A 22,499-nucleotide genomic window follows, 5' to 3' on the forward strand; every position below is an offset into this window, starting at 1 on the left:
CTTCTAATCGCGAGGACAACGCCCCCATGGCACGTACCGACAAGTCCCACGCCCTGAAGGGCTTCGCCACCTGGATGCTGGTGACCTTCATCGCGGCCGGCATCGGCAGCATCGCATCCACCCGGGCCGGATCCTTCTACCAGCAACTGGTGCGCCCGGACTGGGCGCCTCCCGGCGACGTGTTCGGGCCGGTCTGGACGGTGCTGTATGTGCTGATGGGCATCGCGGCATGGCTGGTGTGGCGCCGCGCCGGCAGCTTTACCGCCGCACGCACGGCATTGACGCTCTACCTGGTGCAACTGGTCGCCAACGCGCTCTGGAGCTGGCTGTTCTTCAGCTGGCGCATGGGCGGCGCGGCGCTGGCCGAACTGGTGGTGTTGTGGCTCCTGATCGGCGCGACGGTGATCGCGTTCTGGCGCATCAGGCCGCTTGCCGGTGCGCTGATGCTGCCCTACTGGGCGTGGGTGACGTTTGCGGGGTTTCTCAACTACGCGACCTGGCAGTTGAACCCGCAGCTGTTGTGAATGGTTAAGGGTTCCGGCGGGTCGGCCGTTAAACCGGCCATCGACGCCCGCACCGCCGCCGCAAGCCTGTTCCCGCCGATCCGCCCCCGCCTCGGGCAGGCGTTGTGCGCACTGCTTTTCGCCGTCGTCGTCTCTTCACCCGGCCACGCCCACGAGAACGCTCCGGGCGAGCCCCCCGTGCACCCGGAGATCACCCCGGCGCAGGCCGCGTTCGACAAGATGTTCTGGGACATCGACGAGGGCGAGTTCCCGCTCGACTCCCGCGCCCAGACATTCGCCACGCTGGCCAGGCTGGAGCAGGCGATCCCGCCGGGGGACGTGCACCGGCAGCTGCAATACCGCTACATGCACTGCCTGATCGGCTTCAACCACGATGCCGTGGGCGCGGTGGAGTACGCCCGCGCCGGCGCGGAGGCCGCGCTGGCAGCCGGTGACGAGGCGTCCGAAGCCGCGCTGCGCGCTTGCATGGGCATCCACCTGTCCAACAACGGCGACGCCGCGGCCGCAGCCGTGCAGTACGAACAGGCGGCGCAACTGGCCCGACGTGGCCGCGATTTCAACGTCGAGGGGATCGCGCTGGTGCGGCGCGGCAATCTGCGCATGGACGCCGGGGATATAGCAGCGGGCCTGCAGGACCTGTTGGATGCGCAGCAAGTGTTCGAGCGCGGACAGGTAGCTTTCCAGGTCGATTTCAACCTGTTCTCGATCGCCCAGGCCTACCGCCGGCTGGGCGAACTCGATCGTGCCCTGGATTACATCAACCGGGTGGTGGAGTTTGGCCAGGCGCGCAGCGACGAACTGGTGCTGGCATCGGCATTGAACGAGCGCGGCCGCATCCGGATGGCGCGCGGGGAGTTCGAGCAGGCCGACGCCGACCTGCGCCAGGCACTGGTGTACGCCACCAACGAAGGCCGCCCCGGCAACATCGGCTACATACGGCTGCAACTGGCCGAGCTGCAGAACCGCCGTGCTCGTCCCCGCGAGGCTCTGGACGAGCTGCAAGCCGCACTCTCCGCCTACCGGCAGACCGGCGGCCCGCCGCCGCAGGACCTGATCGACCTGCAGACGGGCATCGCCCAATCCCGGCTCGGCCAGCACCGGCTGGCCCTGCAGTCGTTGGGTCGGGCGCTGCCGGCCCTGCATGACGCCGGCGACCTGGGCGGCGTGATGGAGGTACACCTGCTCCGCGCCGACAGCCGCGAAGCGCTGGGCGATGCCACCGGCGCGCTGGCCGACCTGCGCGAGTTCGCGCGGCTGCGCCGGGATTCCACCGGCCAGGCGACCCATCAACGTGTGCTTGCCATGAGCGAAGGGTTCGACGCGCGCTACACCGAGCTGCGCCATGCCCGCCTGCGCGAGCAGCAGGCGCGCGCCGAGCGCCTGGCCGCGGCCGAGCGACAGCGCAAACCCTGGCGGATAGCGTCGATCGCCCTGGGTGCGGTGCTGGCGCTGGTGCTTGGCTGGCTGGTGCTGCGGCAGGCACGCCGCGCGCTGCGGTTGCGCCGCATGGCGTCAACCGACCCGTTGACCGGCGCGATCAACCGTCGCGAGGTGCAGCAACGCGTGGCCGGGCACCTCGCCGTGGGCGACGCGCCGCTGTGCGTGGTGCTGATCGACCTGGACCACTTCAAGCAGGTCAACGACCGCTTCGGGCACGCCGCGGGGGACCAGGTACTGGTGCGGGCGGTGGCGGCATGGAACAGCGTGCTGCGGGCCGACGAGCGGCTGGCGCGGCTGGGTGGCGAGGAGTTCGTTGCGGTGCTGCCCGGGGCCGGGATCGACGGCGGAGCGCAGGTGGCCCAGCGACTGCTGGAGGCCACTCGCGCAATCGACCTGGCGGACGTTGCGCCGGGGCTGTCGATCACCGCCAGCTTCGGCGTGGCCGCCGCGTTGCCGGGCGATCGCTCGCTGGAGGACCTCCTCGGCCGCGCCGATGCGGCGCTGTACCGGGCAAAGGCCGGTGGCCGCGACCGGATCGAGATCGAGATCGCGGGCGCGACGGCGCCGGAGGCCGCGACGTGATGCCGAGGCGCCGCCTGCTGGCCGCGCTGCTGGCTGTCGCGTCGATGGCGGCGGTGGCGAGTGCTGCACCGATCACGCCGACAGACGGGCCGGTGACTGCATCACGCGACCACGCAGCCCAACCGGATGCCGATGCCTTCGACGCACTGGCCGCTCTCCTCGATCGCGGCGGATTGGCGGCCGCCACTCCCGATCAGGCGCGCGACCACCTCGCCCGGCTGCGGCGCCTGCTGCCGCCAGGCGACCCGCGGCGCGACCTGCGTTACCGCTACCTCGCCTGCGGGGCCGAGCGGAGCGATGCCAGGTCCACGATCGCCCTGGCGACGCGCGGGATTGCCGATGCCCGCACGCTCGAAGACACCCACGCCCAGGTGCGCTTCCTCTACTGCCGGGCCGGTGCCCGCGCGAGCGTCGCACCACCCGACCAGACCCTGGGGGACTGGGAGGCCGGCCTCGCGATGGCCCGCGCCAACCGCGACTGGCGGCTGGTGGCGGACGGGCTGGTAGGCCGCGGGCACATGCGGTCGCTGGCGGGCGAACATGCCCGCGCGCTCAACGACTTCCTGACCGCGCAACAGCTGTACCGCACCACCGGCCACGATGCGCTCGCCCGCGAGAACGCACTGAACCTGGGCATCGCCTACCGACGCATGGGCGACCTGGAAGAGGCGCGCACCCAAGTGCGGCTGGCGCTGGACGAGGCCACCCAGCGCGACGACTGGGGCACCCGGTTCAACGCGCTGCTCCAGCTGGGGTACCTGTACGAAGATCTCGACCAGCTGGCACATGCGCAGGCGACGTACGAGCAGGCGCTGAACCTGGCACCCCGCGGGCAGGCCCGTTCCCCGGCCGGCGCCGCGCGCCTGGCATTGGGCGGGGTGCTGATTGCCCGCGACCAGCATGCGACGGCACTGGAAACACTCGACCAGGCCGAGCGCGAACTGGCGGGTACCACCGACACGGGTCGCTCGGGTCTGCTGCGGATGCGTCGCGGCCAGGCCCTGGCGGGGCTGGGACGCCAGGATGAAGCGCTGCGCGAGTACGAAGCGGCCGAGCGCCTGATGGAGCAACAGGACAACGACCGCTATCTGGCGATGCTGCTGCCAGCCCGCGCCGAAGCGCTGGAGGCATCCGGCCAAACGGACCGCGCGCTGGCCGAGTACCGCCGGTTCATCCAGCTGGAAGGCAAGCTGCTGGGCGACAGCGCGCGGCAGCGTGCCATGGCGATGCGCCACCGGTTCGACGCCCGCCGCCGTGAACTCGACACCCAACGGCTGCTGGCCGACACCGCGCTGAAACGGCAGGAACTGGATGCACTGGTGCAGGCACGCCGCTGGCAATGGCTCGCGCTGGCGCTCGGTGTCGTGCTGGTGCTGGTGTTGTCGGTGCGACTGCTGCGCCAGCTATCGCGGACACGGCGCCTGCGCTCGCTGGCCACGACCGATGCGCTGACCGGCGTCGCCAACCGCCGCGCGATCGACCAGGCCGGCAGCGCGATGTTTGCCACCGCGAGCACCGGCGACATTGCCTTGAGCGTGCTGATGCTGGACATCGACCACTTCAAGCAGATCAACGACGTGCACGGCCATCTCGCTGGCGACGAGGTGCTGCGCCGCGTTGCGGCTGCCTGCCAGGGCGCGCTGCGCAAGGACGACCGGCTGGGGCGTTTCGGGGGCGAGGAGTTCATCGCTGTACTGCCGTGCACGGCGGTGACGCCGGCCACGCAGGTTGCCGAACGCTTGCGGCTTGCGGTGCAGGCGATCGACCTGGACGACATCGCCGCCGGGCTGCAGGTCACGGCCAGCGTCGGCGTCGCCACGAGGCGCCGGGATGACGCCGACTTCGCGACGCTGGTCGACCGCGCCGACCAGGCGCTTTACCGGGCCAAGGCCGGTGGCCGCAACCGGGTGGAGCGCGACGGCCTGCCCGGCTGAGTTCGCAAAGGGCCACCGCGGAGCACTCGTCACGGTGAAAGCGAATTAATGAACCCCTGAGTACACTGCCGCGTCCCTGCCGCCGGAGTTCCCGATGTCCGTGTCGTTTCGCATGTGGCTGCCCCTGGCCTCCCTCTGCCTGGCGCTGGCCGGCTGTGGAGGCGATGACAACGCGGAGGACGCGGGCGCCAACGCCAGCGCCGGCATGGCGGTCACCACCGCGCCGGTGGTGCGACGCGAGCTGGCCAGCGGCGTCACCGCCTCGGGGCCGGTCACGCCGGTCGAGGAGATGCAGCTCGGCGTCGAACTGAGCGGACTGCGGGTCACCTCTGTCAACGTCGACGAAGGCGAGGAGGTCGACCGCGGCGACGTGCTGCTGACGCTGGACGCCCGCACGCTGGAGTCCGACCTGGCGCAGGCGCAGGCGGCGCTGCGCGAGGCGGAGGCCGGGGCGTCGTTGGCGCGGTCCAACCTGGCGCGCGGCGAGCAACTGGCCAGCGGGCAATACATCAGCGCGTCGGCGTTGGACGAACTGCGGGCGGCGCGCACCCAGGCCGAGGCACGTGTCGGCACCGCGCGCGCGGCGCGCGACGCCTCACAACTGCGGCGCGATTTCGCGACGTTGCGCGCCCCCGCCGACGGCATCATCTCCGCCCGGCTGGTGCAGCCCGGCCAGGTGGTCGCGGCGGGCAGCGAGCTGCTGCGACTGATCAAGGATGGCGAGCTGGAATGGCGCGCCGAGCTCCCCGCCGAGGACCTGGGCGACGTCAACCCCGGTGACCGGGTCGAGCTGCGCGACCGCGATGGCGACGCGGTGGTCGGCACGGTGCGTGCGGTATCGCCCGGCGTCGACGCGGCCAGTCGCACCGGCACCGTGTTTGCCGACCTGCCCGAGCCGGCCGGCCTGCAGCCGGGCACCTACCTGGAAGGTCGGATCAGCACCGGGCTGGCGACGGTGCCGGTGGTGCCGGTCAGCGCGGTGGTGCTTCGCGATGGCTTCCCGTCGGTGTTCGTGGTCGAGGACGGCGTCGCGCGCATGGCACGGATCGAGCGCGGTGCGACCGACCACGGCTTCGTCGAGGTGCGCGGCGGGCTGGAGCCGGGCGCGCAGGTGGTGACACGCGGCGCCGGCTTCCTCGCCGACGGCGACCCGGTGCGGGTGGTCGAAGAGAAACCAGCGCCAGCGCCAGCGCCGGCGGCCGCTGACACCGCGGACGGCGGCACGGCCACCACCCCATGAGCGGCGGCGGCACCCTTTCGTCCTGGGCCATCGGCCGCCCGCTGCCGGCGGTGATGGTGTTCTTCGTGCTGTGCGTGGCCGGCATCTGGGGCTTTATGCAGCTGCCGGTGGCGCGCTTCCCCGACATCGCATTCCCGATGACCACGGTGACCGTGCTGCAGCCCGGCGCGTCGCCGTCGCAGCTGGAGACCGAAGTCACCCGCCGGGTCGAGGACTCGGTCGCCACCATTCCCGACATCAAGCGGGTGGTGTCGACGGTCACCGAGGGCGTCAGCACCACGATGATCGAGTTCGAGCTCGAGGTGGACATCGACGAGGCGCTCGACGAGACCAAGGATGCGGTGACGCGCGTGCGCACCGACCTGCCGCAGGACATCCAGGAGCCGCTGGTCAGCAAGGTCGAGATCGGCGGCGCGCTGCTGACCTACGCCGTGTCGGCGCCGGCGATGGCGCCCGACCAGCTGTCGTGGTTCGTCGACCGGGAGGTCGCCCGCGCCCTGTATGGCGTGGACGGCGTCGCCCAGGTGCAACGCATTGGCGGCATCGAGCGGCAGATCCGGGTCGACCTGGACCCCCAGAAGCTGCTCGCCTTCGGCGCCACCGCGGCCGAGGTGTCGCAGCAACTGGCGCTGATCCAGGTGGAGCGGCCCGGCGGCCGCGCCGAGATCGGCGGCGAGCAGCAGACCATCCGCACGGTCGGCACTGTCGAGGACGTGCAGGACCTGCGCAACTACACCATCAGCCTGGCAGACGGCCGCGCGGTGCGGCTGTCATCGATTGCGACGATCACCGACGCGGCCGCCGACCCGACCCAGGCCGCGCTGCTGGACGGGGAACCCGTGGTGGCCTTCTCGGTCTCCCGCAGCCGAGGGGCCGACGAGCTGGACGTGGCCGAGGAGGTCAAGGCGACCCTGGCCGGACTGGTCGAGCGCAACCCCGGGGTGGAGTTCCAGCTGGTCAGCAACATGGTCGACGAGACCGAGCGTTCCTACGACTCGTCGATGACGATGCTGTGGGAAGGCGCACTGCTGGCGCTGGTGGTGGTGTGGCTGTTCCTGCGCGACTGGCGTGCCACCTGGGTCAGCGCGGTGGCCCTGCCCCTTTCGATCATCCCGACGTTTGCGGTGATCCACCTGCTGGGCTTCTCGCTCAACATGATCACGCTGCTGGCGCTGTCGGTGGTGGTCGGCATCCTGGTGGACGACGCGATCGTGGAGATCGAGAACATCGTCCGCCACCTGGGCATGGGCAAGACGCCGCGCGAAGCCGCCCGCGAGGCCGCCGACGAGATCGGCACCGCGGTCATCGCCACCTCCGCCACGCTGGCGGCGGTGTTCGTGCCGGTGGCCTTCATGCCCGGCATCGCCGGCAAGTTCTTCCGCGAGTTCGGCTGGACCGCGGCGACGGCGGTGATGTTCTCGCTGCTGGTCGCGCGCCTGCTGACGCCGATGATGGCGGCCTACCTGCTCAAGCCGCATGCCGACGACCCCGGCGAATCAAGGCTCATGAAGCGCTACCTGGGCTGGGTCGATGCCGCGCTGCGCCACCGCGGCCGCACGCTGTGGATCGCGTTCGGCCTGTTCGTGCTGTCGCTGGCGATGGTGCCGCTGATTCCGACCACCTTCATCCCGATCGCCGACCAGGGCCGCAGCAACCTCAGCGTGGAACTGCCGCCAGGCACGCCACTGGAGGAAACCATCGCCGTGGCCGAGCAGGCGCGCGCGGAGCTGGCATCGATGCCGGAACTGCACAGCGTGTTCACCATGGTCGGCGCCGCGCTGGACCTGGGCGACCCATCCAAGACCGGCAGTGGCAGTCCGCGCGCGGCCACGCTGGTGGTCGACTGGGGCCCGGCCGATGACCGCGACCGCACCCAGCAGGAACTCGAACAGGAAGTCCGCCAGCGCCTGGCCGACCTGCCCGGCACGCGCGTGAGCTTCGTCAGCGCCGAGCCCGGTGGCCTGATGCAGCTGGTGCTGGCCGGTGACGACCCCGAGGCGCTGCATGCGGCCGCGGCAGCGGTCGAGCGCGACCTGCGCCAGCTGGAAGGGCTCGGCAGCATTTCCTCCTCGGCCTCGCTGCTGCGACCGGAGATCCGGATCGTGCCGCAACCGGCACGCGCGGCCGACCTGGGCGTGGCGACGTCGGCAATCGCCGAGGCCGCGCGCGTGGCAACCGCCGGCGACTACACCCAGCGCATGGCCAAGCTCAACCTGCCCGACCGGCAGGTGCCGATCCGGGTCGGCTTTGCCCGCGAGGACCTGCGCGACCCGGCGCTGATCGGCCAGTTGCAGGTGCGCGGCAACCAGGGCCCGGTGCCGCTGTCGGCCGTGGCCACCATCGAGTCGGGCAGCGGGCCGTCGGTGATCTCGCGTTACAAGCGCCAGCGCAACGTCACCCTGACCGCCGAGCTCAGCGGCCGTCCGCTCGGCGAGGTAATGCAGGAGGTGCAGCAACTGCCCAGCGTGCAGAACCTGCCGGCGGGCGTGGAGTTCCTCAACACCGGCGATGCCGAAGTGTTCGTCGAGCTGTTCACCGGCTTCGCGCTGGCGATGGCCGCCGGCATCGTCTGCATCTACATGGTGCTGCTGTTGCTGTTCAACCATCCGGTGCAGCCGCTGACCATCCTGACCGCGGTGCCGCTGTCGGCCGGGGGCGCGTTCGGCGCGCTGCTGATCACCCAGAACATGCTGTCGCTGCCGGCGCTGATCGGCTTGCTGATGCTGATCGGCGTGGCGACCAAGAATTCGATCCTGCTGGTCGATTACGCGGTGATGGCCGAGGACGAACACGGCCTGTCGCAGCACGACGCGCTGGTGGACGCCTGCCGCAAGCGCGCGCGGCCGGTGATCATGACCACGCTGGCGATGGGCGCGGGCATGATGCCGCTGGCGCTCGGCCTGTCGGGCGACTCCAGCTTCCGCGCCCCGATGGCCTGGGCGGTGATCGGCGGGCTGATCACTTCCACCCTGCTCAGCCTGATCGTGGTGCCAGCCGCCTACACCGTGCTGCACGACGTCGGCGACTGGTTCGCGCGGCGCTTCCGCCGCGGCCGGCACGACCAGGCGTCGGCAGCGACCTGAACCTCACCACGCAAGCGTTGCGTTCTCCGTGCGATGCAGAAGCGCATTCGCCACCGAGAGCCACCGAGCGCGACAGGCTGGTCGTATATTCGGCGACCCACGCCAGCAGGAGGTGACGGATGGAACATCGTGAGCGGGGCATTCGCGAGGTCGACGGCGTGGCGGTGTTGGCGCGACACCGGGCCACCTGCCACTGCGGCGAGGTGGAACTGGCGCTGGACCTGCCCGACGGGATCGTCGATCCGCGCCGGTGCGATTGCTCGATCTGCCGGCGCAAGGGCGCGGTCGTGGCCTCCGTACCCTTGGCAGGGCTGCACGTGGTCCGCGGCGCGGATCGCTTGCGCCTGTACCAGTTCAACACGCACACCGCGCGCCATTACTTCTGCGGGACATGCGGCATCTACACCCACCACCAGCGCCGCTCCAACCCGGAGCAGTACGGCTACAACGTCGGCTGCCTGGATGGGATCAATCCGCTGAAGATCGCCGGGGTGAGCTGCGAGGACGGGGTCAACCACCCTTCCGACCGGGCCACTGCCGGCCCGGCCTGACGCCATGCCGATGCATCGGCGACCCGGAAGGTTGCACTGCCTTCCGGCACCCGCGTGGTGCCCCCTTCGCTGGTTATCGTGGGCTCGAACCGCGGCGCCGTGACGCGGATGGCCCAAGGAGGCCCCATGCGCAAAGCCTGTTTTCCGACCGTGGCGATGGCCGCCCTGAGCCTGTGCTTGTCCAACGCCCTTGCGGCGCCGCCGCCGGCCACGTCCGCTTACTCGCCCGACTGCGGCGAGCTGTGCGGAAAGATGCGCCAGGTGGTGCAGGACCTCACCCGCATCGACACCCCTGGCGGCGTGCAGGAAACCTACAAGACGCGCATCGGCGGCATCGACCAGTGGATCAACATCCGCGGGCACGACCGCGACAATCCCGTGCTGCTTTTCGTCCACGGCGGACCGGCCTCGCCCGCGATGCCGACCGCGTGGCAGTTCCAGCGCCCGCTGGAGGAGTACTTCACGGTCGTGCATTACGACCAGCGCGGCGCCGGCAAGACCTACCGCGAGAACGACCCCGAAGCGCTCGCCGACACCATCCGGATCGACACCTATGTCGATGACGCGATCGAGATCGCCGACCACGTCCGCGAGCGGCTGGGCAAGGACAGGCTCGTGCTGGTCGGGCACAGCTGGGGCACCATCGTCGCGACCCGGGCCGCGCTGCGGCGCCCCGACCTGTTCTACGCCTATGTCGGCATCGGCCAGGTCATCAACACCCGCCTCAACGAGCAGTTGAGTTTCGACTATGGGTTGCGTCGCGCACGCGAGGAGGGCAACGCCGAGGCGGTCGCGGAGATGGAGGCGATCGCCCCGTACCCCGGCAACCAGCCGATCACGCGCGAGCGCATCATCGTCGCGCGCAAGTGGCCGCAGCATTACGGCGGGATGACCGCCTACCGCGCGGAGTCGCCGTATTACCACCGCGGCCCCTGGCTGTCGCCGGACTACAGCGCCGCTGATGTCCGCGCGATCGACGACGGCAACGGTTTCACCCTGTGGCGCGTGCTGCCGGAGTTCCTCGCGGTGGATTTCAGCGGCGTGGATACGTTCCCGATCCCGGTGGTGATGCTGATGGGACGGCACGACTACACCACCCCGTCGGCGCCGACCGCGGCTTGGATCGATGCGGTCGAAGCCCCGTGCAAGGCCGGGGTCTGGTTCGAGCGGTCCGCGCACATGGTCCCGTGGGAGGAGCCCGGCAAGACCCTGGTCACCCTGCTCGAGACGGTCCACCCGATCGCCACCGGCGGCGGCTGTCCGGCGTCGATGCAACCGGACGGCCCGGCGCGTCGCTGAGGCCTACCAGGCGCGCCCGTACTGCGGCGGCGGCGTGATGTCGGCCCCGAGGGCTTGCGCCGCGCGCCGCGGGAAGTACGGGTCGCGCAGCAACTCGCGCGCCAGCAGCACCATGTCGGCCTCCTGGTCCGCAACGATCCGCTCGACCTGGGCCGGCTCGGTCAGCAGGCCCACCGCGCCGGTGGCGATGCCCGCCTCACGCCGGATCCGGCAAGCGAACGGCACCTGATAGCCGGGCTGCAGCGGGATCTTCGCGTTCGGCACGCTGCCACCACTGGACACGTCGATGAGGTCGACGCCGCGCTCGCGCACGCGATCGGCCAAGGCGATGCTCTGCTCGATGTCCCAGCCGCCCTCGACCCAGTCGGTGGCGGAGATGCGCAGCCACAGGGGCAGCCGCTCGGGCCAGTCCGACCGGACCGCATCGACGACCTCCAGCAGCAGCCGGATGCGCTGGTCGAAGCCACCGCCGTAGCGGTCGGTGCGCAGGTTGGACAACGGCGACAGGAACTCGTGCAACAGGTAGCCGTGGGCGGCGTGGATCTCGAGCATCTGGAAGCCGGCGTCGAGCGCGCGGCGGGTGGCGGCCGCGAAGTCCTCGATGACCTGTTCGATCCCGGCCGCGTCCAGCGCCTCGGGCACCGCGGAGCGTTCATCGAAGGCGACCGCCGAGGGCGCCACCGGCGTCCAGCCGCCAAGTTCGGGCCCGACCATGCCGCCGCCGCGCCATGGCGCATCAGTGCTGGCCTTGCGTCCGGCATGCGCCAGTTGCACCGCCGGTACCGCGCCCTGCTCGGCGATGAAGCGGTTGATGCGTGTCCACGCGCTGGTTTGCGACTCGTTCCACAGTCCCGTGTCGGCCGGCGAGATACGGCCTTCCGGCGACACCGCCGTGGCCTCGGCGATGACCGTCGCGGCGCCCCCGACCGCGCGGCTGCCCAGATGGACCAGGTGCCAGTCGTCGGGCAGTCCGTCACGGGCCGAGTACTGGCACATCGGCGAGACGGCGATGCGGTTGCGGAAGGTGATGTCGCGCTGGGTCAGGGGCTGGAACAGGCGGGGCAAGGTCGATCCTCCGGGTGCGAAGCCACGAGCATGCACCGGTGGCGGTCGCGGCGGCGTGTTGCGGACGGCACCGCGGGCCGGCCGGACGGCTCGGTACGGCCCGGGGCGGTCGGCTAGACTGTCCCGATTGACCGGCAGCCCGCCTGCCCGAGACAAGCACCGCATGAACCCGAACTACCTCGACTTCGAACAGCCCATCGCCGACCTGGAAGCCAAGATCCAGGAGTTGCGCCACGCCAGCCACGGCTCGGCGGTGGACGCCGATGCCGAAGTCCACGCGCTGCGGGACAAGCTGCGCAAGCGGACCGCGCAGATCTTCCGCGACCTCTCGCCCTGGCAGGTGTCGCAGCTGGCGCGCCACCCGGCCCGGCCGCACACCAACGACTACATCCGGGTGATGTGCGACGAGTTCCAGGAACTGGCCGGCGACCGCGCCTACAGTGACGATGCCGCCATCGTCGGCGGGCTGGGCCGTATCGACGGCCGCAGCGTGGTGATCATCGGCCACGAGAAGGGCCGCGACACCAAGAGCAAGATCCGCCGCAACTTCGGCATGCCGCGCCCGGAGGGCTACCGCAAGGCGCTGCGCCTGATGAAGCTGGCCGAGCGCTTCGGCCTCCCGATCCTGACCTTCATCGATACCCCCGGCGCCTACCCCGGCATCGGCGCAGAGGAGCGCGGCCAGTCGGAGGCGATCGCGCGCAACCTGCTGGAGATGGCCGAGCTGAAGGTGCCGATCATCTGCACCGTCATCGGCGAAGGCGGCTCCGGCGGCGCGCTGGCGATCGGCGTCGGCGACTGCACGGTGATGCTGCAGTACAGCACGTACTCGGTGATCTCACCCGAAGGCTGCGCCTCCATCCTCTGGAAGGACGCCGGCAAGGCCAAGGACGCGGCCGAACAGCTCGGCCTGACCGCCACGCGCCTGCACGGCCTGGGGCTGGTCGACAAGGTCGTGCGCGAGCCGACCGGCGGCGCCCACCGCAATCCGCGGCAGATCGCGACCCGGCTGAAGACCGTGCTGATGAACGAGCTCGACACGCTCGAGGCCCTTTCCACCGCCGACCTGCTGCAGCGCCGTTATGAGCGCCTGCGCGGCTACGGCGCGTACGAGGCGGCATGATGTTCGGCCGCCGCGCTGCGAAGTACTGGGCGATCGTCGGCCTGCTGTTCGGGGTCGGCATCTGGTTCGCGCTGTCGGTCAACGTGCTGGTCGCGATGGGCTTTGCCGGGTTGTCCGCGGCCTGCCTGCTGGTGGCCGCCAGCTGCATGCTGGCGCCGCCGGTGGCGAGCCACCGCGACGAGGCGTCCAACCGCGATCCCGACGACGCGCCGGCCGGCCGCCGCCGCAACTGGCGCCCGTAGGCGGGCCAGACACCCCGGGCGCGCCGCGATGGGCACCGCCCTGCCCCTTCCCGCTCTTCCCGACGCGCAGGTCTGCGTCGCATTGAGCGGTGGGCTCGATTCGACGGTCCTGCTGCATCGGCTCGCATCGGAGCCGGAGGTGCGTGTCCGCGGGCTGCGAGCGTGGCATGTCCACCACGGCCTGCACGCGCACGCCGATGCATGGGTGGGCCGGTGCGAGGCCGCCTGCGCGGCGCTCGGCGTACCGCTGACGGTCTCCCGCGTGACGGTGTCGCGCGAGGACGGACTCGGCATCGAGGGCGCGGCGCGGCGGGCGCGGCGGGCCGCCTTTGCCGAAGGGCTGGTCGCGGGCGAAGTCCTGGCCTTGGCCCATCACCGCGACGATCAGGCCGAAACCTTCCTGCTGCGTGCATTGCGGGCCTCGGGCCCCGATGGCCTGGCGGCGATGCCGGCGTGGCGCGACTTCGGGCGCGGCCATCTCTGGCGCCCGCTGCTGCAGCTGCCACGCGCATCCCTGCTGTCCTACGCGACTGCGCACAGGCTGGACTGGATCGAGGATCCCTCCAACACCGACGAGGCGTTCGACCGCAACTTCCTGCGCCACCGGGTGATGCCGCTGCTGGCGTCACGCTGGCCCCACGCCGCGGCGGCGATGGCCCGCTCGGCCGACCTGTGTGGCGAGGCAGCCGTCCTGCTGGACGCGGGTGACACCGACGCACTACAGGCGTGCGGGCTGCCGGGGCAACCGGCACTGCTGTCACGTGCCGCGCTGGTGCGCCTCCCACCCGAAAGGCGCGCGCGCGTACTCCGCCGCTGGATCGCCGGCCTCGGCCTGCCGCCGCTGCCCGCCGGCGGCGTCGCGCGGATCGAATCCGAACTGCTGCCCGCCCCCAGCGATGCCACGCCCCGCTACGCATGGGCGGGCGCCGCGGTCCACGCATGGCGCGACCTGCTGCATGCCGCCCGACTGCAGCCCGGCCTGCCGCCGGACTGGCAGGCACGTTGGGACGGCCTTGCGCCGCTACCCCTGCTCGGCGGCGGGACGTTGCAGCTGTGCCCGCTTGCGCCGTCGGCTGGCGCGGAGCGGGCCGCCTTCGATCCACCCGTCATCGTCCACGCCCGCCGCGGCGGCGAACGCATCACCTTGCCCGGCCGCGCGCACTCACATCTGCTGAAGCACGTCCTGCAGGATCGCGGCGTGCCACCATGGGAACGGCCCCGGATGCCGCTGCTGTCGACCCCCAACGGCGAACTGCTGGCGGCAGGAGACCGCGTGCTGTCGGCGCGGATGCAGGCATGGTTGCAGGAGCGCAATGTCGCGCTGGCGTGGCGCCCGGCGTAGAACGCGGCCATCCACGTCCGCATCCGGTCGTGCGCGTTGCCCTTGGGCCGCGTTGACCCGCCCCCGGTCGCCCTCCACACTTGCCGCATGCCACGCAAAGCCGAACCCGAAGCCTCGCCCGTCGCCGATTTCGAGACCTCGCTCGACGCGCTCGAGCAACTGGTCGAGAAGATGGAGCACGGCGAGATGAGCCTGGAAGAGTCGCTCGCCGCCTACGAACGCGGGGTCGGGCTGTACCGCCGCTGCCAGACCGCGCTTGAGCAGGCCGAACTGCGCGTGCGCCTGCTGAGCGATCCGCAGGATCCGGCCAGCGGGCAACCGTTCGACCCGCCCGCGTCGCCCGATGCCTGAGCCGCAACTGGCCGCGTGGCGCGTACGCACCGACGCCGCCCTCGACCGCGCCCTCCCCGCCGACAATCGTGCCCCGCAACGCCTGCACGCGGCGATGCGGCACGCCGTGCTGTTGGGCGGCAAGCGCATGCGCCCCCTGCTGGTCCACGCCAGCGGTGCGCTGTTCAACGCCGACCCTGCGCTGCTGGACGCACCAGCGGTCGCGATCGAGCTGATCCATGCCTATTCGCTGGTGCACGACGACCTGCCGGCGATGGACGACGACGACCTGCGGCGGGGCCAGCCGACCGTGCACGTCGCCTTCGACGAGGCCACCGCGATCCTGGCTGGCGATGCGCTGCAGTCGCTGGCCTTCGCCGTGCTCGCCGATGCACCCGGCTCGCCCCCCATCCGGGTGGAGCTGCTGCGCGCGCTCGCCAGCGCGGCGGGCGCGGCCGGCATGTGCGGGGGGCAGGCACTCGACCTGCACGCCACCGGCAACGGCCACGCGATGACGGTTGGCGACCTGGAACAACTGCACGCTCTCAAGACCGGGGCGCTGATCCGTGCAGCGGTCCGCATGGGCGCGCTGTGCGGCGATGCCGATGACGATGCGCTCGACGCGCTGGACCGCTACGCCGACGCGCTGGGGCTGGCCTTCCAGGTCCGCGACGACATCCTCGATGTCGAGGGCGACAGCGCCACGCTCGGCAAGACCGCCGGCAAGGACGCGGCACAGGACAAGGCGACCTTCCCCGCCCTGCTGGGGATGACGGCTTCGCGCCAGCGTCTGGATGAGCTGTCCCGGGCGATGGACGCCGCGCTCGCGCCCTTCGGCGACCGTGCCGACGGGCTGCGTGCGCTCGGCCGGCTGGCGGTGGAACGGGATCGGTGATGCGTGCGTGGGCCGGCCGCCTCGACGGCCGACCCACGGTTGCGAGGTCTACTTGATCAGCCGCAGCGTCAGCGGATAGCGATAGGCAACGCCTTCGTTGGCCTTGACCGCCGCGAGGATGGTCAATACCAGCCACGCGATGCCGACGATCACCCAGGCCGGGATCGCGATGATCAGGCCGATGCCGAGCGTGACGATCGACAGCAGCACCAGCGCGAGGCAGATGATCGCGACGGTGATGTTGAAGTTGAGCGCTTCCTTACCCTGGTCGTTGACGAACGGCATGGTGTCCTTCTTGACCAGCCAGATGACCAGCGGGCCAATAAAGGTGCCCCAGCCGCCGGCGGCGGAGGTCAGCAGGCCGCCGACCAGCGCGGACAGGTGGGCGAACATCGCCCACTGGCGCTCCTCGGCCGAGATGCCGCTGGCCGCCACGGACTCATCGGCAGGAGGCGGGTCGAACGGCGGCGGCGTGCCGCGCGGGTCGCTTTCGTACGGGTCGTTCTCGCTGGTGTTCACGTGCCTTGTCTCCCTGGAGGACCGGACCCCGACTGTCGCGCCGCAGGGGTGAGCGGTCAACCGCCGTCGGTCACGGTCAGCCTTCGCCGGCGACCGTCATCCGTCCGACCAGGATCGAGCCGGTGCGCACGTGCGAGCGCGGATCGACGTCGCTGCCGACCGCCTCGATCGCCTGGTACATGGCACGCAGGTTGCCGGCGATGGTGATGCCGTCGACCGCGTACTGCGGCTTGCCATCCTCGATCCAGAACCCGGCCGCGCCGCGCGAATAGTCGCCGGTGATGGTGTTGACGCCCTGTCCCATCAGCTCGGTCACCAGCAGGCCGCGCCCCATGCCGGCCAGCATCGCGTCCAGGTCGCCGGCGTTGGCCGCCACCTGCAGGTTGTGCACGCCGCCGGCATTGGCGGTGGTCTGCAGGCCGAGGCGGCGCGCGGAGTAGCTGCCCAGGATGTAGCGCTGCGGCACGCCCCTCGCGACCAGCGAGGAATCGCGCGTGGCCACGCCCTCGGCATCGAACGAGGCCGAGCGGAAACCGCGCGGCAGGAAGGGCCGCTCATCGATCGCGAACCACTCGGGGAACAGCGCCTGCCCCACCGAGTCGACCAGGAAGCTCGCGCGGCGGTACAGCGCGCCGCCGGACACCGCGCCCAGCAGGTGTCCGATCAGCGATCGTGCGACCTCGGCCGAGAACAGCACCGGGTACTCGCCGGTCGGCACCTGGCGCGGCGACAAGCGCGACACCGCGCGTTCGGCCGCCTTTCGGCCCACGGTCGCGGCTGATTCCAGCTCGTCGGCCGACAGCGCGATGGTGTACCAGCCGTCGCGCTGCATGTCGGCGCCGCGACCGGCGATCAGCGCGCACCCGAGGCTATGTTGGGTGCTGCGCTCGCGGCCGACGAAGCCATGCGAGTTGGCGTACACCGACAGGCTGCTGCCACTGCCGATCGAGGCGCCGTCGGAGTTCTCCAGCCGCGGGTCGAAATCGCGGCCGGCCTGCTCGCAGGCCAGCGCGAGGTCGATCGCCTGGTCGGCCTCGACCGCCCATGGGTGCCAGCTGTCGAACTCGCGCAGGTCGGTGGCCATCAACCCCGCGTCGGCCAGCCCGGCCGCAGGGTCGTGTTCGGTATGGCGGGCGATCGCGCAGGCCTGGTCGACTGTTGCGGCCAGGCTTTCCTCGCGCAGGTCGGCCGTGGAGGCGCTGCCCTTGCGCCCGCCGAAGTACACGGTGACGGCGATGCCGCGGTCACGGGTGGACTCGACCGTCTCGACCTCGCCCATGCGGACGTTGACGTTGAGGCCGGCATCCTCCGAGCAGGACACCTCGGCCTGGTCGGCGCCGGCGGCGCGGGCGGCCTCCAGCAGACGCTGGGAGAGGACTGCGAGCGCGTCCAGGCGCGCCTCGCTGTCGGCGTGGAAGGGCGCGGTGGCGGGGGCGATGTCGTTCAATGACTTATCCTTTCAGTTCTTGCACGGCATGCGCCGCGGTTGCGCGCGATGCCCATAAACGGACACGACGATGCGCGGCAGAGACGAAGAAACCGGTGAGTTCCTGGGCGACAGCCGCAGCCAGCAGCGGCGCGATGCGCTGGAAATACTGAACCTGGGCCAGCAGCTGGTTGCGTTGACCGATGCGCAGCTGGCGAAGCTGCCGGTGCCGGAGTCGTTGCTGCCGCACATCCGCGAGTCCCGCCGCATCACCTCGCACATCGCGCACAAGCGGCAGCTGGCGTTCCTGGCCAAGCAGATGCGCCGCGAGGATGACGAGGTGCTGGACGCGATCCGCGACGCGCTGGATGAAAAAGGCGACGCCGCCCGGCGCGAGGTGGCGGCCATGCACCGGGTCGAAGCCTGGCGCGACCGCCTGCTGGCCGAGGGCGACGCCGCGCTGGCCGAACTGATCGGCCAGTACCCCGATGCGGACCGGCAGGCCCTGCGCCAGCTGGCGCGCAACACGCTGGAAGAGCGCAAGCGCAACAAGCCGCCGCGTGCGTTCCGCGAACTGTTCCGCCACCTGCGCGAGCTGATCCTGGCCGGCGCCACCGCCGGCACGACGTCGGATGACATGCCCGACGAGGACGTGCCGGATACCGACGACTAGTCCGGTCGACGGGCAGGCCTGGCGGGCGCACGCCAAGGGCGTCACGCCTGGGTGCCGCCCACCGTCAGGCCGTCGATCAGCAGCGAGGGCTGGCCCACGCCGACCGGCACGCTCTGGCCGTCCTTGCCGCAGACGCCGACGCCCTCGTCCAGCGCGAGGTCGTGGCCGATCATGCGCACCTTCTGCATGGTTTCCGGGCCGTTGCCGATCAGGGTCGCGCCCTTGACCGGCGCGGTCACCTTGCCATCCTCGATCAGGTAGGCCTCGGTCGCCGAGAACACGTACTTGCCGCTCGTGATGTCGACCTGGCCGCCACCGAAGTTGACCGCGTACAGGCCCTTCTTGACCGAGCGGATCATCTCCTCCGGATCGTGCTGGCCGGCGAGCATGTAGGTGTTGGTCATGCGCGGCATCACGAGGTGCGCGAACGACTCGCGGCGACCGTTGCCGGTCGGCTTCATGCCCATCAGGCGGGCGTTGAGCGAGTCCTGCATGTAACCCGTGAGCACGCCGTCCTCGATCAGCGGCGTGCACTGGGTCGGCTCGCCTTCGTCGTCGATGTTGAGCGAGCCGCGGCGCCCCGGCAGCGTGCCGTCGTCCACGATGGTCACGCCCGGCGATGCCACGCGCTGGCCCATGCGGCCGGCGTAGGTGGACGTGCCCTTGCGGTTGAAGTCGCCCTCCAGCCCGTGCCCGACCGCCTCGTGCAGCAACACGCCGGGCCAGCCGCTGCCGAGCACCACCGGCATCACGCCGGCCGGCGCGTCGACCGCCTCGAGGTTGACCAGTGCCTGCCGCAACGCCTCGCGCGCCCAGGCCTCGGGTTTGCCGTCGGCGAGCAGCTCGGTGTAGCTGTAGCGCCCGCCGCCGCCGGTGTAGCCGCTCTCGCGGCGGCCGTTCTGCTCGACGATCACCTGCACGTTGAGCCGCACAAGCGGCCGCACGTCGGCGGCAAGCACGCCGTCGCTGCGCGCCACGAGCACGGTATCGACCCCGCCCGCCAGGCTGACCATGACCTGCTTGACCCGCGGATCGGCCGCGCGCAGCAGGCGGTCCAGCGTGCGCAACGCCTCGACCTTGGCTTCGTTGGGCAGCGAATCGATCGGGTCGTCGCTGGGATACAGGTCGAGCGCGTTGCCGCGCACCAGCGAACGGGTCGTGACGGTCGAGCCGTCACGGGCGATCGCGCGGGCCGACTTGGACGCTTCGATGAGCGCGGGCGCGTTGATCTCGTCCGAATAGGCGAAACCGGTCTTTTCGCCGCTGATGGCGCGTACGCCGACGCCCTGCTCGATCGAGTGGGCGCCGTCCTTGACGATGCCGTCCTCGACCGTCCAGCTCTCGCGCCGGGCGTGCTGGAAGTACAGGTCGCCGAAGTCGATGCCCGGCCCGAGCAGGGTACCGAAGGTGCGTTCGAGGCCGCCGGCGTCGAGGCCGGAGGGCAGCAGGAGCCGGGATTCGGCCAGTTGCAGCGGTAACGTCATGGGGAGTCCGCGTGGCATCGCGTGGGTGCGTATCCCGACGATATGCGGGCGCCGCCCGGGGCTTCAACCGGCGGGAGGCGTCTTGACGGCCGACAGGCGACCCTGTTCGCGGCTGATCACCTCCACCTTGGGTTCCTCCCACGGGCCGGTGACCTTGTAGGTCTTGGCACCGATCTGCCCAAGCGGCTTCTGCAGCACCGCGTTGGCGGCCGCGCCGATCGCCGCGCCGACCGGACCGCCAGCGATCGCGCCCACCGCGGTCAGCAGGTTGCCGGTCTTGGGCAGCACCTCGATCGTCTGGTTGAAGGTCTCTTCGCGCAGGTTGGCCGCGCCGCGGATGTTGATCTCCGCCGCCGGGCCGTCGATCTGCAGGTTGTCGCTGCTCGCGCGGCCGCGGTCGAAGCTGATGCGGCCCTCGACGTGGTTGAACGCGAACCCTTTCGAGAAGAAATCGCGGAAATCCAGCGACAGCCGACGCGGCAGCTCGGCGATGCTCAGCAGGCCGAGCAGCCGGCCCGCGCCCGGCTCGACCTCGAGCAGCCGGCCATCGCGTGCGGCGAGGGTCAGGTCACCGTCCAGCACGCCGACGTCGAACTCGGCCGGGCTGCCGGTCCAGCCCGCGTCGAGCCGTACCTGTCCGTGGCCACCGGCCAGCCGTCCGCCGTGGCCCAGGCCGGTCAGCAGGCGCCCGAAGTCTTCGCTGTCGACCTTCGCGCTGAGGTGGGTCCGCTCGCTGCCGCCGTGGCCCAGCCAGCTGCCGCTGAGTTCGATCAGCTGCTTGCCGTTGCGCGCCTGCAACTGGTCGACGCGCATGCCCGCACCGGTCGGCCGGGTCCGCAGGCTGGCCTTGCCGAGACGGGCATCGGCCAGGCGCAGGTCGTCGACCTCGATCAGCAACGGCGGGATGTCGGCCGGGTTGATGCCCGACGCGTTGCTGGCGTTTTGCGGCGTCGTGGCGGTCGTGGCCACCACGGCGCGCGCCGCAGGCCTGTCCGCGCTGGCCCCCGTGCCGGTGGCGGCGGTCGACCCCGCCCGCGCGCTGCGCCAGTGGACCCGTCTGAACTTGCCGGCGACGGCTTCGTCGCCCGCCGGCAGCAGCAGCTCGCCCTGAAGCGACGCACCTTCCGCCCGCGCCGCGATCGCCCCGTCCGGGGCCGGTACCACCAGCAGGCGCGTGTCGGGAAACACCCCGCCGAGCAGTTGCAGGCGCGCGGCGGTGACGTCGATGCGTTGCAGCGGCAGGCTGCCATCGCCCGGCCGGCCCGACGAGGGGCCCGCACTGCCGCCCCGCACCAGTCCGAGCCATTCGNCGCCGAGCAGTTGCAGGCGCGCGGCGGTGACGTCGATGCGTTGCAGCGGCAGGCTGCCATCGCCCGGCCGGCCCGACGAGGGGCCCGCACTGCCGCCCCGCACCAGTCCGAGCCATTCGATCGCATCCAGGGTATCGGCACGGCCGGTGGCCACCAGTCCCGACGGCGGCGGCGGCTGGTCCACGCGATTGCCGCCGAGGGCGATGCGGATGCCGGTGCGGTCGCCGACGGTTCGCGCGCGCACGCCCAACCGCTGCCCGAGGCTGACACGGACCTCACCCGCGTCCAGCGGCAGGGGGATCTCGACCGTCGTCGCCAGTGTCGCGGCGGACGGCTTGCTCAGGGGGGCGGGCAACGCGAGCGTGGTGCCGGCCAAGTCGGACCGCAGTTGCAGGCGCGCGGTGTCGCCCGTCGAGCCCTTGGGCACGGCGACTTCGAGGTTCCAGCGCGAGCGGCCATCGACGTGCGGCTCCAGCCAGGCCAGCGGCTCGGCACGGTCGAGCAGTTCGTCGATGCCGAACTCCGCCTCGACCGCGGCCTCGAACAGGTTGCCACGCGCCTTTACGTGCCCGTCGCCGGCGCGCAGCCGCAGCACGCCCGGGCGCCCCGCATGACGCACCTGCAGGTTCTCGGCATGGAAACCGGCGCGGGTGAATTCGGCGCGGCCGTTGACCCGGTCGAACGACAGGTCCCAGCGCGGATCGGACAGGCGCGCGTTGGCGAGCTCGACGTCGCCGTTGATCGCCAGTGTCGCGTCGCGCTCCAGCGGCAACCGCAGGTGGAAGTCGACCGCCGCCGGGCCGCTGGCACGCACGCTGTCGAACGTCTCCGGGTGCAGCTCGCGCAACGGACTGGCCCGCAGCAGCCGGACCAGTTCGACCGCATCGGCCCGGCCCTGCGCGTCGACCGCCAGGCGCCCGCCGTCGTAGTGGTCGATGCCGGCGGCGAGCTCGCCGATCGCAATGCCGCCCAGCGCGCCGTTGCCTTCGAGCGAGAAGCCGTCGGCGATGAACGCCGCGTCCAGGTCGACCTGCTCGGCGGCCGGCCAGTCCGGCTGGAAACGCACGGTCGCGTCGGCGATATGCGCGGTGGCCTCGAAGCGGCCGTCGTTGTCGTCGAATGGCCAGTCGTCCAGGTCGCCGGCCACCAGCGCCTTGCCGTCCTGCACGGTGCCGGCCACCAGCGCGGTGTCGAGCCAGTCGACGAGGTTGGCCGACATCAGGTGGCGGATCCAGAAGCGCTTGGCCACCGGCAGTGCGGTCTCGTCGACGGTCGCGGCCAGGTCGAGCCACGGGCGACTGCCATCACCCTGCCACCACAGGCTGCCGCGCGCGGTCGCACCGAAGTCGTCGCCGGCGATGCGCAGCGCGTCGGTGCCGACCCGCCAGCCGTCGCCGTCGCGCCAGCCGGTGAGCGTGCCGTCGAGCGTTGCCGCAT

Annotated in this window: 18 protein-coding genes; 13 read left to right on the forward strand and 5 right to left on the reverse strand. The window is 71.3% G+C overall.

Annotated features, from left to right (window positions below; genetic code table 11):
* Nucleotides 1-26 precede the first annotated feature (26 nt).
* The 7 genes from ACKVMH_RS05660 to ACKVMH_RS05690 all read left to right on the forward strand — a co-directional run bounded on the left by ACKVMH_RS05660 (nucleotide 27) and on the right by ACKVMH_RS05690 (nucleotide 10,653).
* Nucleotides 27-524, forward strand: coding sequence for a TspO/MBR family protein (locus ACKVMH_RS05660; RefSeq protein ID WP_412699568.1), 498 nt, complete (start codon nucleotides 27-29; stop codon nucleotides 522-524).
* A complete protein-coding gene (locus ACKVMH_RS05665; protein WP_412699569.1) occupies nucleotides 525-2,546 on the forward strand; it encodes a diguanylate cyclase in 2,022 nt (673 codons plus the stop codon).
* On the forward strand, nucleotides 2,546-4,480 hold the full coding sequence (locus ACKVMH_RS05670) for a diguanylate cyclase (protein ID WP_412699570.1): 1,935 nt from the start codon (nucleotides 2,546-2,548) through the stop codon (nucleotides 4,478-4,480). Before ACKVMH_RS05665 ends, ACKVMH_RS05670 begins: the two co-directional genes overlap by 1 nt.
* Before the next feature lie 94 nt (nucleotides 4,481-4,574).
* Nucleotides 4,575-5,720: an efflux RND transporter periplasmic adaptor subunit gene (locus ACKVMH_RS05675; RefSeq protein ID WP_412699571.1), complete on the forward strand. Its 1,146-nt coding sequence runs from the start codon at nucleotides 4,575-4,577 to the stop codon at nucleotides 5,718-5,720.
* Nucleotides 5,717-8,803: an efflux RND transporter permease subunit gene (locus tag ACKVMH_RS05680; RefSeq protein ID WP_412699572.1), complete on the forward strand. Its 3,087-nt coding sequence runs from the start codon at nucleotides 5,717-5,719 to the stop codon at nucleotides 8,801-8,803. The genes ACKVMH_RS05675 and ACKVMH_RS05680 overlap by 4 nt, the downstream gene beginning before the upstream one ends.
* Nucleotides 8,804-8,922: 119 nt before the next feature.
* Nucleotides 8,923-9,354 (forward strand): GFA family protein, encoded by a 432-nt coding sequence (locus ACKVMH_RS05685; RefSeq protein WP_412699573.1) that lies wholly within the window; start codon nucleotides 8,923-8,925, stop codon nucleotides 9,352-9,354.
* Nucleotides 9,355-9,480: 126 nt separating this feature from the next.
* Nucleotides 9,481-10,653 (forward strand): alpha/beta fold hydrolase, encoded by a 1,173-nt coding sequence (locus ACKVMH_RS05690; protein ID WP_412699574.1) that lies wholly within the window; start codon nucleotides 9,481-9,483, stop codon nucleotides 10,651-10,653.
* Nucleotides 10,654-10,656: 3 nt separating this feature from the next.
* Here ACKVMH_RS05690 and ACKVMH_RS05695 read toward each other — a convergent pair whose 3' ends face one another.
* Nucleotides 10,657-11,718 (reverse strand): NADH:flavin oxidoreductase/NADH oxidase, encoded by a 1,062-nt coding sequence (locus tag ACKVMH_RS05695; protein WP_251370560.1) that lies wholly within the window; start codon nucleotides 11,716-11,718, stop codon nucleotides 10,657-10,659.
* Nucleotides 11,719-11,881: 163 nt separating this feature from the next.
* Here ACKVMH_RS05695 and ACKVMH_RS05700 point away from each other — a divergent pair, with 163 nt between their 5' ends.
* The 5 genes from ACKVMH_RS05700 (at nucleotide 11,882) to ACKVMH_RS05720 (ending at nucleotide 15,650) form a co-directional block, all read left to right on the forward strand.
* Nucleotides 11,882-12,841, forward strand: coding sequence for an acetyl-CoA carboxylase carboxyltransferase subunit alpha (locus tag ACKVMH_RS05700; protein ID WP_412699575.1), 960 nt, complete (start codon nucleotides 11,882-11,884; stop codon nucleotides 12,839-12,841).
* Nucleotides 12,838-13,083, forward strand: coding sequence for a hypothetical protein (locus ACKVMH_RS05705; protein ID WP_412699576.1), 246 nt, complete (start codon nucleotides 12,838-12,840; stop codon nucleotides 13,081-13,083). Before ACKVMH_RS05700 ends, ACKVMH_RS05705 begins: the two co-directional genes overlap by 4 nt.
* Before the next feature lie 28 nt (nucleotides 13,084-13,111).
* Nucleotides 13,112-14,425, forward strand: coding sequence for a tRNA lysidine(34) synthetase TilS (gene tilS / locus ACKVMH_RS05710; protein ID WP_412699577.1), 1,314 nt, complete (start codon nucleotides 13,112-13,114; stop codon nucleotides 14,423-14,425).
* Between the two features lie 87 nt (nucleotides 14,426-14,512).
* Nucleotides 14,513-14,776 carry an exodeoxyribonuclease VII small subunit gene (locus ACKVMH_RS05715; RefSeq protein ID WP_412699578.1) on the forward strand — a complete coding sequence of 88 codons (264 nt, stop codon included), beginning with the start codon at nucleotides 14,513-14,515 and terminating at the stop codon, nucleotides 14,774-14,776.
* The gene (locus ACKVMH_RS05720) at nucleotides 14,769-15,650 is read left to right on the forward strand and encodes a polyprenyl synthetase family protein (RefSeq protein WP_412699579.1); all 882 of its coding nucleotides are present in this window, start codon (nucleotides 14,769-14,771) and stop codon (nucleotides 15,648-15,650) included. Before ACKVMH_RS05715 ends, ACKVMH_RS05720 begins: the two co-directional genes overlap by 8 nt.
* Nucleotides 15,651-15,698: 48 nt before the next feature.
* Here the strand turns inward: ACKVMH_RS05720 and ACKVMH_RS05725 are convergent, their stop codons facing one another.
* Together ACKVMH_RS05725 and pmbA are read right to left on the reverse strand one after the other, a co-directional pair.
* On the reverse strand, nucleotides 15,699-16,043 hold the full coding sequence (locus tag ACKVMH_RS05725) for a DUF4870 domain-containing protein (protein ID WP_215220350.1): 345 nt from the start codon (nucleotides 16,041-16,043) through the stop codon (nucleotides 15,699-15,701).
* 202 nt (nucleotides 16,044-16,245) lie between these two features.
* Nucleotides 16,246-17,616: a metalloprotease PmbA gene (pmbA, locus tag ACKVMH_RS05730; protein ID WP_412699580.1), complete on the reverse strand. Its 1,371-nt coding sequence runs from the start codon at nucleotides 17,614-17,616 to the stop codon at nucleotides 16,246-16,248.
* 70 nt (nucleotides 17,617-17,686) lie between these two features.
* Here pmbA and yjgA point away from each other — a divergent pair, with 70 nt between their 5' ends.
* Nucleotides 17,687-18,268, forward strand: coding sequence for a ribosome biogenesis factor YjgA (gene yjgA / locus ACKVMH_RS05735; protein ID WP_412699581.1), 582 nt, complete (start codon nucleotides 17,687-17,689; stop codon nucleotides 18,266-18,268).
* Between the two features lie 41 nt (nucleotides 18,269-18,309).
* Here the strand turns inward: yjgA and tldD are convergent, their stop codons facing one another.
* Nucleotides 18,310-19,752 carry a metalloprotease TldD gene (gene tldD / locus ACKVMH_RS05740; protein ID WP_412699582.1) on the reverse strand — a complete coding sequence of 481 codons (1,443 nt, stop codon included), beginning with the start codon at nucleotides 19,750-19,752 and terminating at the stop codon, nucleotides 18,310-18,312.
* A gap of 63 nt (nucleotides 19,753-19,815) precedes the next feature.
* Nucleotides 19,816-22,499, reverse strand: a 2,684-nt coding sequence (locus ACKVMH_RS05745; protein WP_412699583.1) for a YhdP family protein, incomplete at its 5' end; no start/stop codon positions are given.

It is taken from the genome of Lysobacter zhanggongensis (assembly GCF_046638635.1).
In the GTDB taxonomy this organism is placed as follows: Bacteria; Pseudomonadota; Gammaproteobacteria; order Xanthomonadales; family Xanthomonadaceae; genus Novilysobacter; species Novilysobacter luteus.